The 13336-nt window shown below is 60.7% G+C and carries 16 protein-coding genes; 9 read left to right on the top strand and 7 right to left on the bottom strand.

All coding sequences use genetic code 11. From position 1 onward, the window contains the following. Positions 1 to 10: 10 nt before the first annotated feature. From asnB to CI807_RS18955, 3 genes are all read right to left on the bottom strand, one after another. On the bottom strand, positions 11 to 1915 hold the full coding sequence (gene asnB / locus CI807_RS18945) for an asparagine synthase (glutamine-hydrolyzing) (RefSeq protein ID WP_095015719.1): 1905 nt from the start codon (positions 1913 to 1915) through the stop codon (positions 11 to 13). Positions 1916 to 1960: 45 nt separating this feature from the next. After that, positions 1961 to 2920 (bottom strand): diiron oxygenase, encoded by a 960-nt coding sequence (locus tag CI807_RS18950; protein WP_095015720.1) that lies wholly within the window; start codon positions 2918 to 2920, stop codon positions 1961 to 1963. Between the two features lie 79 nt (positions 2921 to 2999). Then, on the bottom strand, positions 3000 to 3785 hold the full coding sequence (locus CI807_RS18955; protein WP_016977256.1) for a crotonase/enoyl-CoA hydratase family protein: 786 nt from the start codon (positions 3783 to 3785) through the stop codon (positions 3000 to 3002). Positions 3786 to 3892: 107 nt separating this feature from the next. Here CI807_RS18955 and CI807_RS18960 point away from each other — a divergent pair, with 107 nt between their 5' ends. The 3 genes from CI807_RS18960 (at position 3893) to CI807_RS18970 (ending at position 7711) form a co-directional block, all read left to right on the top strand. Continuing rightward, positions 3893 to 4690, top strand: coding sequence for a helix-turn-helix domain-containing protein (locus tag CI807_RS18960; RefSeq protein ID WP_016977255.1), 798 nt, complete (start codon positions 3893 to 3895; stop codon positions 4688 to 4690). A gap of 103 nt (positions 4691 to 4793) precedes the next feature. Next, complete coding sequence (locus CI807_RS18965; RefSeq protein WP_095015721.1) at positions 4794 to 6347, top strand: DUF726 domain-containing protein; 1554 nt, start codon at positions 4794 to 4796, stop codon at positions 6345 to 6347. 41 nt (positions 6348 to 6388) lie between these two features. Next, complete coding sequence (locus CI807_RS18970) at positions 6389 to 7711, top strand: Nramp family divalent metal transporter (RefSeq protein ID WP_095015722.1); 1323 nt, start codon at positions 6389 to 6391, stop codon at positions 7709 to 7711. Positions 7712 to 7735: 24 nt separating this feature from the next. Here the strand turns inward: CI807_RS18970 and CI807_RS18975 are convergent, their stop codons facing one another. The 3 genes from CI807_RS18975 to CI807_RS18985 form a co-directional block, all read right to left on the bottom strand. Beyond that, a complete protein-coding gene (locus CI807_RS18975; protein ID WP_095015723.1) occupies positions 7736 to 8113 on the bottom strand; it encodes a type II toxin-antitoxin system VapC family toxin in 378 nt (125 codons plus the stop codon). Continuing rightward, positions 8110 to 8469 (bottom strand): type II toxin-antitoxin system Phd/YefM family antitoxin, encoded by a 360-nt coding sequence (locus CI807_RS18980; RefSeq protein ID WP_256578536.1) that lies wholly within the window; start codon positions 8467 to 8469, stop codon positions 8110 to 8112. Before CI807_RS18980 ends, CI807_RS18975 begins: the two co-directional genes overlap by 4 nt. 141 nt (positions 8470 to 8610) lie before the next feature. Further along, a complete protein-coding gene (locus CI807_RS18985; RefSeq protein WP_095015725.1) occupies positions 8611 to 9543 on the bottom strand; it encodes a LysR family transcriptional regulator in 933 nt (310 codons plus the stop codon). A gap of 118 nt (positions 9544 to 9661) precedes the next feature. On the opposite strand from CI807_RS18985, the gene CI807_RS18990 reads away from it, so the two are divergent. The 3 genes from CI807_RS18990 (at position 9662) to CI807_RS19000 (ending at position 10867) form a co-directional block, all read left to right on the top strand. Beyond that, on the top strand, positions 9662 to 10150 hold the full coding sequence (locus CI807_RS18990; protein ID WP_095015726.1) for a DMT family transporter: 489 nt from the start codon (positions 9662 to 9664) through the stop codon (positions 10148 to 10150). A gap of 4 nt (positions 10151 to 10154) precedes the next feature. After that, positions 10155 to 10607 (top strand): DMT family transporter, encoded by a 453-nt coding sequence (locus CI807_RS18995; protein WP_068936175.1) that lies wholly within the window; start codon positions 10155 to 10157, stop codon positions 10605 to 10607. A gap of 89 nt (positions 10608 to 10696) precedes the next feature. Further along, entirely contained in the window at positions 10697 to 10867 is a 171-nt protein-coding gene (locus CI807_RS19000) for a metallothionein (protein ID WP_016977247.1), read from the top strand. Positions 10868 to 10896: 29 nt separating this feature from the next. Here CI807_RS19000 and CI807_RS19005 read toward each other — a convergent pair whose 3' ends face one another. Next, complete coding sequence (locus CI807_RS19005) at positions 10897 to 11169, bottom strand: hypothetical protein (RefSeq protein ID WP_095015727.1); 273 nt, start codon at positions 11167 to 11169, stop codon at positions 10897 to 10899. 146 nt (positions 11170 to 11315) lie between these two features. Here CI807_RS19005 and CI807_RS19010 point away from each other — a divergent pair, with 146 nt between their 5' ends. The 3 genes from CI807_RS19010 to CI807_RS19020 all read left to right on the top strand — a co-directional run bounded on the left by CI807_RS19010 (position 11316) and on the right by CI807_RS19020 (position 13331). Further along, positions 11316 to 12080, top strand: coding sequence for a helix-turn-helix transcriptional regulator (locus CI807_RS19010; protein ID WP_095015728.1), 765 nt, complete (start codon positions 11316 to 11318; stop codon positions 12078 to 12080). Between the two features lie 88 nt (positions 12081 to 12168). Continuing rightward, a complete protein-coding gene (locus tag CI807_RS19015; protein WP_016977244.1) occupies positions 12169 to 12342 on the top strand; it encodes a DUF1427 family protein in 174 nt (57 codons plus the stop codon). A 29-nt stretch (positions 12343 to 12371) separates the two neighbouring features. Next, positions 12372 to 13331 carry a zinc-binding alcohol dehydrogenase family protein gene (locus tag CI807_RS19020; protein WP_095015729.1) on the top strand — a complete coding sequence of 320 codons (960 nt, stop codon included), beginning with the start codon at positions 12372 to 12374 and terminating at the stop codon, positions 13329 to 13331. Positions 13332 to 13336 lie beyond the last annotated feature (5 nt).

Raw genomic sequence — 13336 nt, forward strand, 5'->3', positions numbered from 1 at the left:
CGCCGGGAAGTCAATTCAAGGCGAAGCGTTTTTGCATCAGGCACAGCCCGGCGATTTCCATCAGCAGGTTGTCTGCCGAAGCGCGTTGGGCGGTGGACAAGCTTGGCAGGGTTGCCAGCAAGGCGCGTACTTTACGCGGGTCGAAGAACGGCACGTTATTCAAGGCCGGGCCGCTCAACACGTCGTTGATCATTTCATACAGCTTCGATTGCGGGCTTTCGGATGCCGGCGGGGCGCGGAAATATTGCTTTTTGCGGTCCAGCACAGCCTGGGGCACGTAAGGGCGCATGGCTTCGCGCAACGCGTATTTCTCGGTGGCGCCGCGCACTTTCATGTTCACCGGCAGGCGGCATGCGGCCTCAATCACTTGGTGATCGAGCAGCGGTGGTCGACCTTCCAGGCTGCCGGCCATTTCCATGCGGTCGCCCAGGGAGGTGAGCACCACGTTGGGCAGGCTGGACTTGGCCACCATATACAGCGAACGGTTGACCGGCTCCCAGCCGTTGAGCGCCCGTGGGCTCAGGCGATCGTAGAACTCGCGATAGGCATCGGTATTGCTGAAACGCTCACGGAAGTCATCGCTGTACAACTGCGCCAGGGGGCCGAACAACGCCGACTGGGTTTGCAGCCAGGACACGCCGTGGCCCAGTTCGTCCTGCACCCATTTCACATCATTTTTGCCGCCGGGCAGGTAGCGATCTTCGCTGGCATGCAGGCGTCGGGTGAGTTCGGCGATCGCCGTCGGGTCCTGGTTTTCGTGGTTGTACAACACCATGTCGCGACGATAGTGCGGGTAGCCGCCGAAGACTTCGTCGGCACCTTCACCCGTGAGTACGGCGCGCATGCCCTGGTTCTGCACGTATTTGCACAGCAGGTACTTGGCCACGCTGTGGGCGTTGGCGAAGGGCATTTCGGCATGCCACAGCGCATTTTCGAAGTTGTCCGCCATGTCGGAGGAGTTCACCGACAGCACGTTGAGGTGGGCTCGGTTATGTCGGGCGGCCACTTCGGCGTACTGGCGTTCGTCGTAGGCCTGCTCGCCTTCGAACGACAAGTGGAACGCCTGCAATGGCTGGCCGGTCAGCTCGGTGGCGATGCCGAGCATGGCCGACGAGTCGAGACCGCCACTCAGGCACACACCGACCGGTACATCGGCATGCAGGCGCAGACGCACGGACTCTTCGATGGTGTTGCGCAGGGACTCGATCATCTCGGCTTCGCTGCGCTGCTCGGTCGCCTGGGCATCCGGGAAATCCCAGTCCCAGTACTGTTCGGTTTGCAGGCCGCTTTCATCGGCGATGATCCAGCAACCCGGTTTCACGCTGCGAATGTTGTTGAAGACGGTACGGTCGCGCAGGATAAAACCACGATTGGCGTAGGCTTCGTGGTCCCACTGTGCGGGTACACCGGCGGCGAGCAAGGCTTTGATTTCGGACGCGAAGTACCAGGCACCTTCATGCTCGGTGTAGTACAGCGGCTTGACGCCCACCCGGTCACGCACGGCAAACAGCTTTTTGCGCAGGCGATCGAAGATCAGGATGGTGAACTCACCGCGCAGTTGCTTGAGGCCACGTACGCCATGGCGACGGTACAGGTGCATGGCGATTTCGCTGTCGGACGAGGTCTTGAAGCGGCAACCATCGCTCTCCAGTTCGGCGCGGATGCGTTGATAGTCATAGAACTCGCCGTTGACCATCATCATCAGGTCGCCTTCGTCGGCCACGATAGGCTGGGTGCCGTTACCCAGGCCGACCAGGCCCAGGCGCACGTAACCAAAGGCGGCCTGGCCGTTGGGGTCGAACCATTGGCTGGAACTGTCCGGGCCGCGATGGTGGATGGCACGCAGGGCGGCATCGAACATGTTCGGGTTGAACGCACGAGGTTGTTTGGCAAAGACGCCAATGTATCCACACATGACAATTACTCTATTGAATTTGTAGTGATCAGCAGCACGCTGGTTTCAAACGGTGATGGCCGGTTCGCTCATCATCTGCGGCTCGGGGAGCACCGCTTCGGGGTGTATGCCAATGGAGCTGAGGATCTCGGGCATGGCCGAGTAGTCTGCTTCGCCGGTCTCGGTAAATTGAGTCGGCAGCAGCAGCGACTGATCGCCGAACACTTCGAGCAGTTGCGGCAGGATGATTCGCCACGCCGAAATCTCGCGCATCGGGAAGATCCGGATGGAGTTGGCGATGCCGCGAGTAAACAAAGCGGTTTGCTGCGCGTTGAAGCCACCGACCACCTGCTGCACGAACAGCGGGAAGATGTGCTTGTGCACCAGTTCGTCTTTTTTGTGCAGGGCCACCACATGACGAAACACCGGTTGTATCTCCGGCGCGTCGCTGAGGTCGGCCAGGTAGTCGCTGATAAACGTCTCCGAGACCAGCGAGAAGGCCAGGCGGTAGATCTTGAAGTCCGCCTCGGACAGGGTGGCCTGGGCCTGGCTCAGGTGGCGGGTCAATTCCAGCTCCGGCCATTTGATGCGCATGCCGCGCTGGGTAATCGCCAGTTCACACATGTTGATCGAAAACAGCGTGTGATAAGCCTCATCTGCTAGGGTTTCGGAAATCGTCGCGGCGCTGGCAGAGCTCAGGCGCGAGCCCAACTGCAGCAGGTCGATGCAGGACGGGCAGATGATTTCGGTTTCGATGGCGATGGTTTTCTGGTTGTAGATCACCCAGCCGGCCGACAGGATCAGCAGCTTCAGGGCATGGGGGTAATTCTGATAGTGCGGATCATGGGCGAAAGGTAACAGGGCCTCGAGAAAGTCCGGCGCCTGCAGGTCAAGCTGGATATCCGGGCGTTGGGAATCGAGCTTGATCTGTGCGCGTTTGTGCCAGCTGCGTTCGATTTTGATCAATCGTTCATCGGTCGCATCATTGCTGCGATAAAGATCGTCTTGAGTGCTGTGCTGAAACATGGTTTCACCAGGTTGATAGTGATTGTGAAGGCCATCCATGGTTTGCCGAGGTGCGCTCGGCAACGTTCACGACCGGGAGTTACACCGCTGGCGCGGTCTGGATCTTGTCCTTCTTGCGATCCAGGAAGTCCGCCAGGCGGTCCTGTGTGCGGATGTCCGAAGACACCACGGCGGCAATCAAGGCTTCCGTCATCAGGCCGTCCTGCTGGCTTTGATCGACAATGCGCGGCAGCACGTGGGTTACCGCGTAGTTGGTCATGGGCAGGTTGCCGGCGATCTTGTGCGCCAACTCGGTGGCCTTGAGTACCGCTTGGCCGACCGGCACCAGGTACTGGGCCACGCCGCGCTCATAGCTTTCCTTGGCGTAGAGCGTGCGGCCGGTGAGCATCATGTCGGTCATCAGGGCGATGCCGGCGATGCGTGGGAAGCGCACCGAGGCGCCGACACCCACATACAGGCCGCGCATGGCTTCGGGCAGCGAGAAGAAGGCGCTGTCATCCACCACACGCAGGCTGCAGGCGGTGGCAATTTCCAGGCCGCCGCCGATGGCGGCACCGGTAATGGCGGCCACCACGGGCACCTTGCCGAACTGGATCAGTTCGAAGGTCTTGTGCCATTCGCGGAAGGCCTGGACGTTATCGATCACCGATTGGTCGCGGATTTCCGACAGGTCCAGCCCCGTGCAGAAATGCTGGCTGGTGCTGTAGAGCACGGCGGCACCAATGCCTTCGGGCATGTTGGTGAAGGTATCGCGCAGTTCGTGCATGACTTCCAGAGACATGGCGTTTCGCTTCTGCGGGCGGTTGAGACCCACCATCAGAACGGCGCCGTCTACTCGTACGTCCAAGTAGTTTTTGACACTCATTTTCCGAATATCCCTTCGAGATGAACCCAACTTGGGGAGCGACGATTCTAGGTGGCAGAGTAGTGGCCCGCTTGCTATGTCAGGTCATACTTTGACAAAATCGGGCCATGCCGCCGACCTTCATCTATTCCCCTTACGAACCCGACAGCCCCGAAGCGGTGGTGACGCTGCGCGAGTACCCGTCCGGCACGGTATTTCCACGGCATACCCACCGGCGCGGGCAGTTCGCTTATGCGTCCACCGGTGCGTTGAAAATGTTCACCGACCTCGGTAATTGGGTCGTGCCGCCTCAGCGGGCGATCTGGGTGCCAGGCGGGGTGTCCCACGAGATGCACATGCGCGGCGATGTGGTGATGCTCAATACTTACTTGGACGACGACGCGGCCCGGCGTGCCGGGTTGCAGGACTACTGCCAGGTGTTTGGCGTCTCGCCGCTGTTGCGCCATCTTCTGCAAGCGGCACTGGCGATCGGGCCATCGGCGTCGCCGAGCGTGCGCGACTGCTGCGTGCTGACCCTGTTGATCGATGAAATCGGCGCCATGCCCGAGTTACCTCTCAGTGCACCGTTGCCCTCCGAAGCACGCTTGGCCCGTTCTTGTCAGCGATTTCTAGAGGCGCCGACGCAGAAGATTTCCATCTGTGAGATGGCCGACTGGTCGAGCATGAGCCGGCGTACCTTCACCCGTAACTTCCGTGAATGCACGGGCATGACCTTTGTGTCCTGGCGCCAGCAGGTGTGCCTGTTGGAGGCGACGGCGCGGCTCAGTCATGGCTCGTCCATCACCGATGTGGCGTTCGAGTTGGGGTTCAGCAGCTCCAGCGCGTTCACCTCGGTATTCCGACGCAATCTGGGTGATTCACCAGCGCGCTATTTGGCCAAGTCCAAGGCCGCCTCTCTGTTTTGAAAGGACGAAGAGGCTAATGCGGTGCCTTTTCCCCCAGCGGTCCGACGTTGAACCCCGCGCTTTGTTACTATCGCCGTCCCTTGTCACCAGGAGTCATTGCCCCATGCAGCACCAGTGGGATGAAATGCACCGCACCCGCAAGCCCACGTTCCTGATGTGTGGTGAGCCCCAGGGCGATGTGCTTAATCTCTATGTCCACGGTTATTCGGCGTTTTTCAACCGGCAACAACTGGGCAGCTTCAAGGCGCAGTTGGCGGGCATCGAAGGCTCGACCAACCTGATGTTGTTCTGGCCGGCGGGGCATTTCCTGGAAAACCTGTTCGCGCCGTTCAAGGACGTGATCGGGGCGATGCTTGGCGGCGGTAGCCTGGGTGCAGCCACCGTGGGCGTGGGCAAGGCGATTGCCTACTTTCTCGACCACTATAAAAGCGTCGAGGCACGGGTGGACGAGGTCGCCAGGAGCTTGCTGCCGGAGCTCGCCAGTTTCCTGCACGGTGAATCCCTGGAAGTTCGGCGCATCAACCTGATCGGCCATTCCCTCGGCGCGCGTATCCTGGTCAAAAGCCTGCTGGCCCGCCCCGATATCGCCCGCGAGCTGCCTTTGGACAACCTGTTGCTGATGGGCGGGGCGATCTGCACGTCGAGCCCGTGGGATGACGTGTCCGCACCGCTCAAGGGGCGCGTGATCAACTGCCACTCCAGCAAAGACTGGGCCTTGGCCCTGAAACCTGACACCGAACGATGTATTGGCCGTTACGCGATCCCTGTCACGCCGGCGCTCAAGGCCAAGGTCAGCAACGTGCACCTTGCGACCTTCGATCACGCCGCCTACTGGCCGCAGTTGCAAACAGTGGTGCAGTACACCGACCTGCTGCACGAGCGGCGCGGCATGATCCGCTCCGACCAGCGCAGCGCCGACGTGCGTTTCGCCGAAGAGGATGCGGATCTGTTCCCGGCGCTGGTACAGGCGCGTCCCGAAGAGTTGAAATTCCTCGCCGAATTGATGGCACAAAAACGCAGTGCATCCATAGACGCCAACGTGCGTGAGCCGCTCAAGCTGGCCATCGAGCTGCAGCGCATGGGCGGCGATACCTTTATGAACCTGGCCCGAGGTCATGGCGTGAGTTATCGCCAGATTGCTGAGGATGTGGTGCAGCGGTTGGGGATCAAGTTCGATGAGCCGCTCGATACCGTCGAATTGGCTGACCTCGAAACCCAGGTCGCCGAAAAGCTTATCGAACAGTACAAAGATAAACTCAGCCATGCCGACCGGCAGGTGTTCGACGCAGAGCTCAGGGCCGCCGCGCAAAAAGAGCAAGGGCTGTTCAGTCGTTTTGACGTAGGTCGGTCGGCCACCACCGCCTTGAGCGGCACGGCTTTGGCCGGGTTGACCGGATTTATTCTGCGTCGCGGTGCGGCCACGGCGATTCCGGTGGTGGGGCAGGCGGTGGCGGCGGCGATGTTACTGGTGAGCGGCGTGCGCGCGTTTTCCGGTCCGGCGTATTCGATCACCACTCTGGCGGTATTGGTGATCGGCGTGATCCGCCAGCGTATGGAGCGTGAAGCGCTGAATCAGGAGATGGACCTGGTGGTGCAAGTGGTCGAAGCGTTCGACCTGCCGCGGGACACGGTGATGCGCACGGTTGCGTCCGACTGATAAGCTGCGCCTCTATCGAGTGTGTTTGCCTGGGATACCGCGTGAAATTCAGCCTGCCAAAAATCGCTACCGCCCCGTTCTGCCCGCCGGAAGTGGCCGGTTCTGTTGCCGTTGATCCCAAGGCTTCGTTCTTCAAGCGCGCGCTGATGTTCGCCGGCCCAGGCTTGCTGATCTCCATTGGCTACATGGACCCAGGCAACTGGGCCACGGCCATCGAGGCGGGCTCACGTTACGGTTACAACCTGCTGTTCGTGGTGCTGCTGGCCAGCCTTGCGGGGATGGCAGTGCAGTGCCTGTGTTCGCGATTGGGCATCGCCACCGGCAAGGACCTGGCGCAACTGTGCCGCGAGCGCTACAGCAAGCGATCCGCACGCACCCAGTGGGTGCTTGCGGAAATCTCCATCATTGCCACCGACCTCGCCGAAGTACTCGGCTGTGCCCTGGCCTTCCACCTGCTGCTCGGGGTGTCGCTGACCACCGGCATTGTCATAACCGCCTTCGACACGCTGCTGATCCTGGCCCTGCAAAATCGAGGTTTCCGCCGCCTCGAGGCGATCATGCTCGCGCTGGTGGCAACTATCGGCGTGTGTTTCTTCATCGAACTGGTTCTGATCAAACCCTACTGGCCAGACGTGTTCAGCGGTTTCACCCCGTCACTGTCGGCCATCAGCGACGCTGCGCCGCTGTACCTGGCCATCGGCATCCTCGGTGCCACGGTGATGCCCCATAATCTCTACCTGCACAGCTCCATCGTGCAAACCCGCCTGATCGGCAAGGACCTGGCCAGCAAACAGGACGCGGTCAAGCTGGCGCGTATCGACACCATCGGCTCACTGGCCCTGGCCCTGTTGGTCAACGCTGCGATCCTGGTGCTCGCCGCCGCAGCTTTCCACAAGACCGGCCACACCGAGGTGGTCGAGATCCAGGATGCCTACCACCTGCTTGATCCGCTGGTCGGCGGTGCCTTCGCCAGCATCCTGTTCGGCATTGCCTTGCTCGCCTCCGGGCAAAGCTCCACCTTTACCGGCACCATCGCCGGGCAGGTGATCATGGAGGGCTACCTCAACCTGCGCATTCCCTGCTGGCAACGGCGTTTGATCACCCGTGGCCTGGCGCTGATCCCGGCGTTTTTGGGGGTATGGCTGATGGGCGACGATGCCATCGGCAAATTGCTGATCCTCAGCCAGGTGGTGCTCAGCCTGCAGTTGCCGTTCGCGCTGTATCCGCTGATCCGCATGACGGGTGACAAGCAACTGATGGGGCCATTCGTGAATCGGCTGCCGACACGCTTGCTGGCGTGGTTTCTGTTCGCGGTGATCAGTGGGGCGAATGCCTGGTTGATAGGGCAGTGGGTTTTTGGGTAGGCGCACCGAAGCAATTGGGACGACTCACACCAGGATTGCCAGGGACGTGTATTGGGCGACCTGCGGATCGGCGGTCAATAGCTTCATGGGCTCGCTGATGGCGGTCGCAACGATGAGCCGATCAAACGGATCCTTGTGATGGTGCTCAAGGTCCTTGACCGCGATCGCATGTTCTGGGGTAGTGGGCAGTTCGACGAATCCGCTTTCCAGGCAGTACTCACGGATTTCATGCAGATCGACGGTGAGTTTCCCCAGGCCGACCTTGATCGAGATCTCCCAGAATGTTGCAGCGCTGATGTAAACCTCTGCTGCGTTCTCAATCAGCTTCTTAGCTTTGCTGGATAGCTTAGGATCTTCACTCAGCGTCCAAAGCAGAATATGGGTATGCAGCAGCACTCTCATAAGCGGTTGCCTTCGAAGGCATCCAGTAGATCGTCAGGCAGAGGTGCATCGAAGTCTTCCGGAATGACGAGCTTGCCTTTCATTGCGCCGATTCTCCGACCTTTGGATTTGCCGACGGGCACAAGTTGAGCCATCGCTCGTCCATGCTTGGCAATAGTAATGACCTTGCCCGCGGCAGCCTCATCAACCAGCTTCGACAAATTATTCTTCGCTTCACCCAAAGGAACGATAGTCATAAGGTTATCTCCGTATTTTGGCCAAATACAGCCAAAACTACGTGCACTATCAAAGACGGCCAGACCGCTGGTTGGGGTGGCTCGCGCAGCGCGCGATATTTTGGGGTAAGTGAATTCCATGGCAGCTCTCTCAAAAAGATATCGTCAGAGTCTGCCGCAGCCTGCAGGGACCAGAGATACTGGCCCGAAAAAACAGAATGGACCTACATACTTCTGTAGGGGAATTTCATTCATAACAACGCTCTTTTCTAGCTGAATAACTCACCGATCCCAATACGGCACCGCTCCAAAACACTCCACAAAATAATCAATCACCGTGCGCACTTTCAGCGACAACCGCCGGCTCCCCGGCCACAGTGCCGCAATCTGCTGCGGCTCCAATGTTGTCGCCACGTCGTACTCCGTCAGCACTGCCCGCAAAGCGCCCGCCCGCAAGCTGTCGCCGATCAACCACGACGGAAACACCACCAGCCCCAGCCCCTGCTCGGCGGCGTAAGTGAGCGTGTCGGCATGATTGCCGGTGATCGGGCCCTTGACGCTATAAGGTGTCCAGTCGCCCTGGCCCTTGCGGAAGAACCAGCGTTGCTGGCCGGTAATGCCTTTGTAGGCCAGGCACTGGTGGTGGATCAGTTCGTCAGGATGTTGCGGTGCGCCGTGTCGGGCCAGGTAGGCCGGGCTGGCGGCGATGCGGAAGCGTTGAGGGGCGAAGATGCGCGCCTGCATGCTGGAGTCGTTGAGCACGCCGATGCGGAACAGCAGGTCGGTGCCGTCTTGCAGCGGGTCGACATAGGTGTCGGTTTGCTGGATATCCAGTTGCAGCTTCGGGTAACGCCGGCACAACTCGCCCAGCCAAGGCGAGAGATGACGCTGGCCGAACACCATCGGCGCATTGATGCGCACCAGGCCGCTGGGTTCGCTTTCCTGTTCCTGCAGCGCCTGGCCGGCGGCTTCCAGTTGTTCCAGCATCAAGCGCGCATGTCGTCCGAGCAAGCGCCCGGCCTCGGTGGGGCTGACGGCGCGGGTGTGACGGTAGAGCAATTGCTGGCCGAGGGCGTGTTCCATCAGCTGGATCTGCCGGGAGATGGAAGAGGGCGCCAGGCCCTCTCGGCGCGCCACTTCGGAAAAGCTGCCCAAGTCCAGCACGGCGACGAACAGGCGCAGCGCCTTGAAGCTCAGTTCATTCAAGCCTTGCATCGTGCCTCCAGGCTGTGCGTTTTACGCAAAGGTGTTGTCGGTATGCTCCCATTTATCGCACAGGACGGCCACCGGATAATGCGCGCCATCCAATCCTTTGTTGATGTGCAGGTGGTGTATGCAAGCAAGTTCCATCGAGGGCGGGGCGTTAGCCAAGCCGAAAAAAAACGTCCTGCGGCTACTGCTTTTGCCGCTGGTGATCCTGGCTGGCATGGGCCTGTCGGTTGAAGCGGGCCTGCTCGGGCCATTGGGTGTGCAGGTCGGGCATTTGTGGGCCACCTTGAGCATCTTTGGCGTGGGCTCGGCCATCCTGTTTCTACTGCTGTTGTTCAGTGGCCCGCGAAAAGGCCCGGCGTTATCCGAGCTGCCGCGCTGGCAGTTGATCGGCGGTTTCCTGGGGCCGATCTACGTGATGGTGCTGACCCTGGCCACGCCGCATATCGGCATCGCGATGACCATGATCGCGATTCTTTCGGGGCAAGTCGGCAAGAGCGTGCTGATCGATCATTTCGGCTGGTTCGGGGCGGCGCGCAAGCGGGTCAATGGCGAACGCTGGATTGCCCTGGCGCTGATTGTGGTGGCACTTGTTTTGATTGCGCGAGGTTAAGGCGATGAACCTGATTCTGTTACTGGTAGTGGTGGTCGCCGCAGGCGCGGTGTTGAGTGTGCAGGCCGCCATCAATGGTCGCCTGGGCCAGGCGGTGGGTGTATTGCGCGGCAGCCTGGTGACCTTTGGGGTGGGCGCGATTGTCACCGCATTGTTGATCCTGTTCTTTGAGCCCGCGCAGGCGGTGAGCTTGTTGGATGTGCCGAAATGGCAACTCACGGGGGCCTTGTTCGGTGTGGTGTACATGATGGTGATGGTCGGCGCGGTGCCTGTCGTCGGCACGGCGGTGGCGACGGTGGCGGTGATCGTCGGGCAATTGGGCATGGGCATGCTGATCGACAACTTCGGTTGGCTGGGCAATCCGGCGATTGAATTGTCGGGTGCGCGGATTGTGGCGATGGTCTGCCTGGCCCTGGCGCTGGTGTTCATGTACCGCAGCAATACCCGCGCCGACTGACGGTTTGAACCATCGCCGACGGGCCGCAGTCACTCATTAAGGTGTCGGCGCCCGCCGCACCGGGACGACCAAGATAAAGGAGTCTGACCATGCCAGATAAGACCTGTGCCTGCCCACACTGCAAGTGTGTGCTGGGAGCTGACGCGGTAATGAAGGACGGCAAGGGCTATTGCTGTCAGGGCTGTGCGGAGCACCATGCGCATGGTGAACCGTGTGCGGCGGCAACTGGGTGCGAGTGCGCTAAATCCGCCAAGGGTTGACGTGTTTGTGGGAGCCGGTCAGCCGGCTCCTATTGATGCTCGAGTTCGAGCCGCAGGCTATGGTCGGCCAGGTGTCGACGATGCTTGACCACGCCACGGGTGCGTCGTCCCTCCAGCGCAAACACCACCGTCTGCGCATCACGTAGATCTTCCGGCAACGGTTGAAATACCTTCAGTACCGTCCCATTAGCTTGGTGTTGCGAGCTCACCTGGCATTCGACATGCCGCGTTATCGGCCCGAACAGGGTGTCCTGGGTGTAGTCGATCCGTGCTTTGCCGTAGACCGGCAGTATTGCATCCATAGCCTCTCTCCTTGATCAAGCCTGTAGCGCACGCTTCCGAGTTGCGCCGGTATAAGCCAATGATCCACGTGGCCCGTAAAAATTCACTCGGATTGTCGAACGGTGGTCATTACCATGGCGGCTCACCCTTGACTGATGTGCACTCCATGGCCCTGGCTGCGCCTCCCGACCTCAGTGATCACGCCGTTCCCGTACAACCCCTGGCGCGCACCTATCCGCGTGGGCTGTACGTTGAACCCCATAGCCATGACTGGGGCCAATTGCTCTATGCCATGAGCGGTGTGATGTGGGTCGAGACGCCGCGTGAGGCCCTGGTGGTGCCGCCGCAGCGTGCCGTCTGGCTGCCGCCCGGGGTGGAACACGGGATTCGCGTGGTGTCGGATTTACAGATGCGCAACATCTACCTGCGTCCGGCACTGGCGGCCACCTTGGACAGCCAGGTGCAGGTGATCGAAGTCGGAGGGTTGCTGCGTGAGCTGATCGTCAGGCTGGTGGATGAAGGCGATAACGGCGATGCGGCGTATTACGATGCGCTGGTCAGCCTGGCCTTGCTGGAGTTGCAACGGGCACGCCGCTCGCAGATCCGCATCGCGATGCCGGTGGACGCCGATCGACGGCTGATCAGCGCGTGTCAGGCGGTCATGGCCGCGCCGTCGCTGGAGATTGCTTTCGAGCAGCATGCCGAAGCTGCCGGTGCCAGTGTGCGTACCTTGTCGCGGCTGTTCCAGAACAACCTGGGCATGGGCTTTGCCGAATGGCGCCGCCAGGTGCAACTGGCCACGGCGGTGGCGGAGTTGATCCAAGGCCAGCCGGTCAGTGCCATCGCACGTTCCCTCGGCTATTCCCCCAGCAGCTTCAGCGACATGTTCCGCCGCGAACTCGGTATAGCGCCTTCGCAGTACATCGGCTGAGGAGTTGGCCGAAATTCTGAAGCACTTGGCCGATGCTTCAGGAAGGTGCCCTCTACACTGAGCGCATCCACCCACAAGGCGCTGCCCCATGAACTACCTCGTTTCCCTCGCCATCGGCCTGTTTGTCGGCGTGATCTACGGCGCCTTGGATTTCCGTTCGCCCGCACCGCCGGCCATCGCCCTAGTGGGCCTGATGGGCATGCTGCTGGGTGAAAAGCTCTGGCCCATGGGCCGGCATCTGGTGGGCACTTGGTTCTCCTGATCTTTTTTTCACTTCGATGGATATTGGCTATGAAAGCACTGCAATTTTCCGCCACCGGCGATCTCGCCGCGCTGCGCTTCGTTGATGTCGCCACCCCGGTGCCGGCCGCCGGTGAAGTACTGGTGCAGGTCAAGGCCGCGGGCCTCAACCCCAGCGACGTCAAAAACGTGCTCGGCCGCTTTCCCTACACCACCTTGCCGCGTATTCCCGGTCGTGATTTTGCCGGTGTGGTGGTGGAGGGACCGCAGGACCTGCTGGGCCAGGAAGTCTGGGGCACTGGCCGTGACCTGGGTTTTTTTGCCGACGGTTCCCACGCCCAGTACCTCACTGTGCCGGCCAAGGGCGTGGCGCATAAGCCCAGCCATTTGAGTTTTGCCCAGGCCGCCAGCCTCGGTGTGCCCTATACCACCGCCTGGGATGCCCTCGAGCGCAGTGGCGTGACCCAAGGCACGCGCCTGTTGGTAATCGGTGCCAATGGCGCGGTGGGCAGTGCCACCCTGGCCTTGGCAAAAATCCGTGGCGCCCAGGTGCTGGCCGCTGTGCGTCGGCCAGAGCAGGTCGAGGTATTGCAGGCGCAAGGTTTTGAAGCGATTACCTTAGGCAAACCGGAAGAACTCGGTGCGCAGGTCAATGCGGTGTTCAAGGGCGGCGCCGATGTGATCTTCGACACCACCGGTTTCTGGCTGCCGGCAGCCGTAGCAGGGTTGGCGCCGTTCGGCCGCATCGCGATCATCGCCGCGCCGGTGGACGGTCATGTACAACTGCCGGCTTTGGCGCTGTATCGCAAAGGCGGCTCGGTGGTGGGAATCAACTCGTTGCTCTACAACTGCGAGCAATGCGCGGTGATGCTGGAGCAGTTCGGGCGTTTCTTTGATGAGGGCTTGTTGCCGTTGCCCACCGGCCTGCGTGAAGTGGCGCTGGCCGATGGGGGGCAGTGCTATGAGGAAGTGAATCAAGGCAGCGCGGACAAAATCATCTTCCTGCCTTGATCCCG

This window comes from Pseudomonas sp. NS1(2017) (genome assembly GCF_002269425.1).
Classification (GTDB): domain Bacteria; phylum Pseudomonadota; class Gammaproteobacteria; order Pseudomonadales; family Pseudomonadaceae; genus Aquipseudomonas; species Aquipseudomonas reactans.

Excerpts from the sequence above, each read along its gene's own strand:
- CI807_RS18955 (WP_016977256.1), bottom strand. The coding sequence starts at position 3,785 with ATGAGTGTCAAAAACTACTTGGACGTACGAGTAGACGGCGCCGTTCTG.
- CI807_RS18990 (WP_095015726.1), top strand. The coding sequence starts at position 9,662 with ATGCAAGCAAGTTCCATCGAGGGCGGGGCGTTAGCCAAGCCGAAAAAA.
- CI807_RS18965 (WP_095015721.1), top strand. The coding sequence starts at position 4,794 with ATGCAGCACCAGTGGGATGAAATGCACCGCACCCGCAAGCCCACGTTC.
- CI807_RS19010 (WP_095015728.1), top strand. The coding sequence starts at position 11,316 with ATGGCCCTGGCTGCGCCTCCCGACCTCAGTGATCACGCCGTTCCCGTA.
- CI807_RS19005 (WP_095015727.1), bottom strand. The coding sequence starts at position 11,169 with ATGGATGCAATACTGCCGGTCTACGGCAAAGCACGGATCGACTACACC.
- CI807_RS19000 (WP_016977247.1), top strand. The coding sequence starts at position 10,697 with ATGCCAGATAAGACCTGTGCCTGCCCACACTGCAAGTGTGTGCTGGGA.
- CI807_RS19020 (WP_095015729.1), top strand. The coding sequence starts at position 12,372 with ATGAAAGCACTGCAATTTTCCGCCACCGGCGATCTCGCCGCGCTGCGC.
- CI807_RS19015 (WP_016977244.1), top strand. The coding sequence starts at position 12,169 with ATGAACTACCTCGTTTCCCTCGCCATCGGCCTGTTTGTCGGCGTGATC.
- CI807_RS18975 (WP_095015723.1), bottom strand. The coding sequence starts at position 8,113 with ATGAGAGTGCTGCTGCATACCCATATTCTGCTTTGGACGCTGAGTGAA.
- CI807_RS18985 (WP_095015725.1), bottom strand. The coding sequence starts at position 9,543 with ATGCAAGGCTTGAATGAACTGAGCTTCAAGGCGCTGCGCCTGTTCGTC.
- CI807_RS18960 (WP_016977255.1), top strand. The coding sequence starts at position 3,893 with ATGCCGCCGACCTTCATCTATTCCCCTTACGAACCCGACAGCCCCGAA.
- asnB (WP_095015719.1), bottom strand. The coding sequence starts at position 1,915 with ATGTGTGGATACATTGGCGTCTTTGCCAAACAACCTCGTGCGTTCAAC.
- CI807_RS18980 (WP_256578536.1), bottom strand. The coding sequence starts at position 8,469 with ATGGAATTCACTTACCCCAAAATATCGCGCGCTGCGCGAGCCACCCCA.
- CI807_RS18995 (WP_068936175.1), top strand. The coding sequence starts at position 10,155 with ATGAACCTGATTCTGTTACTGGTAGTGGTGGTCGCCGCAGGCGCGGTG.
- CI807_RS18950 (WP_095015720.1), bottom strand. The coding sequence starts at position 2,920 with ATGTTTCAGCACAGCACTCAAGACGATCTTTATCGCAGCAATGATGCG.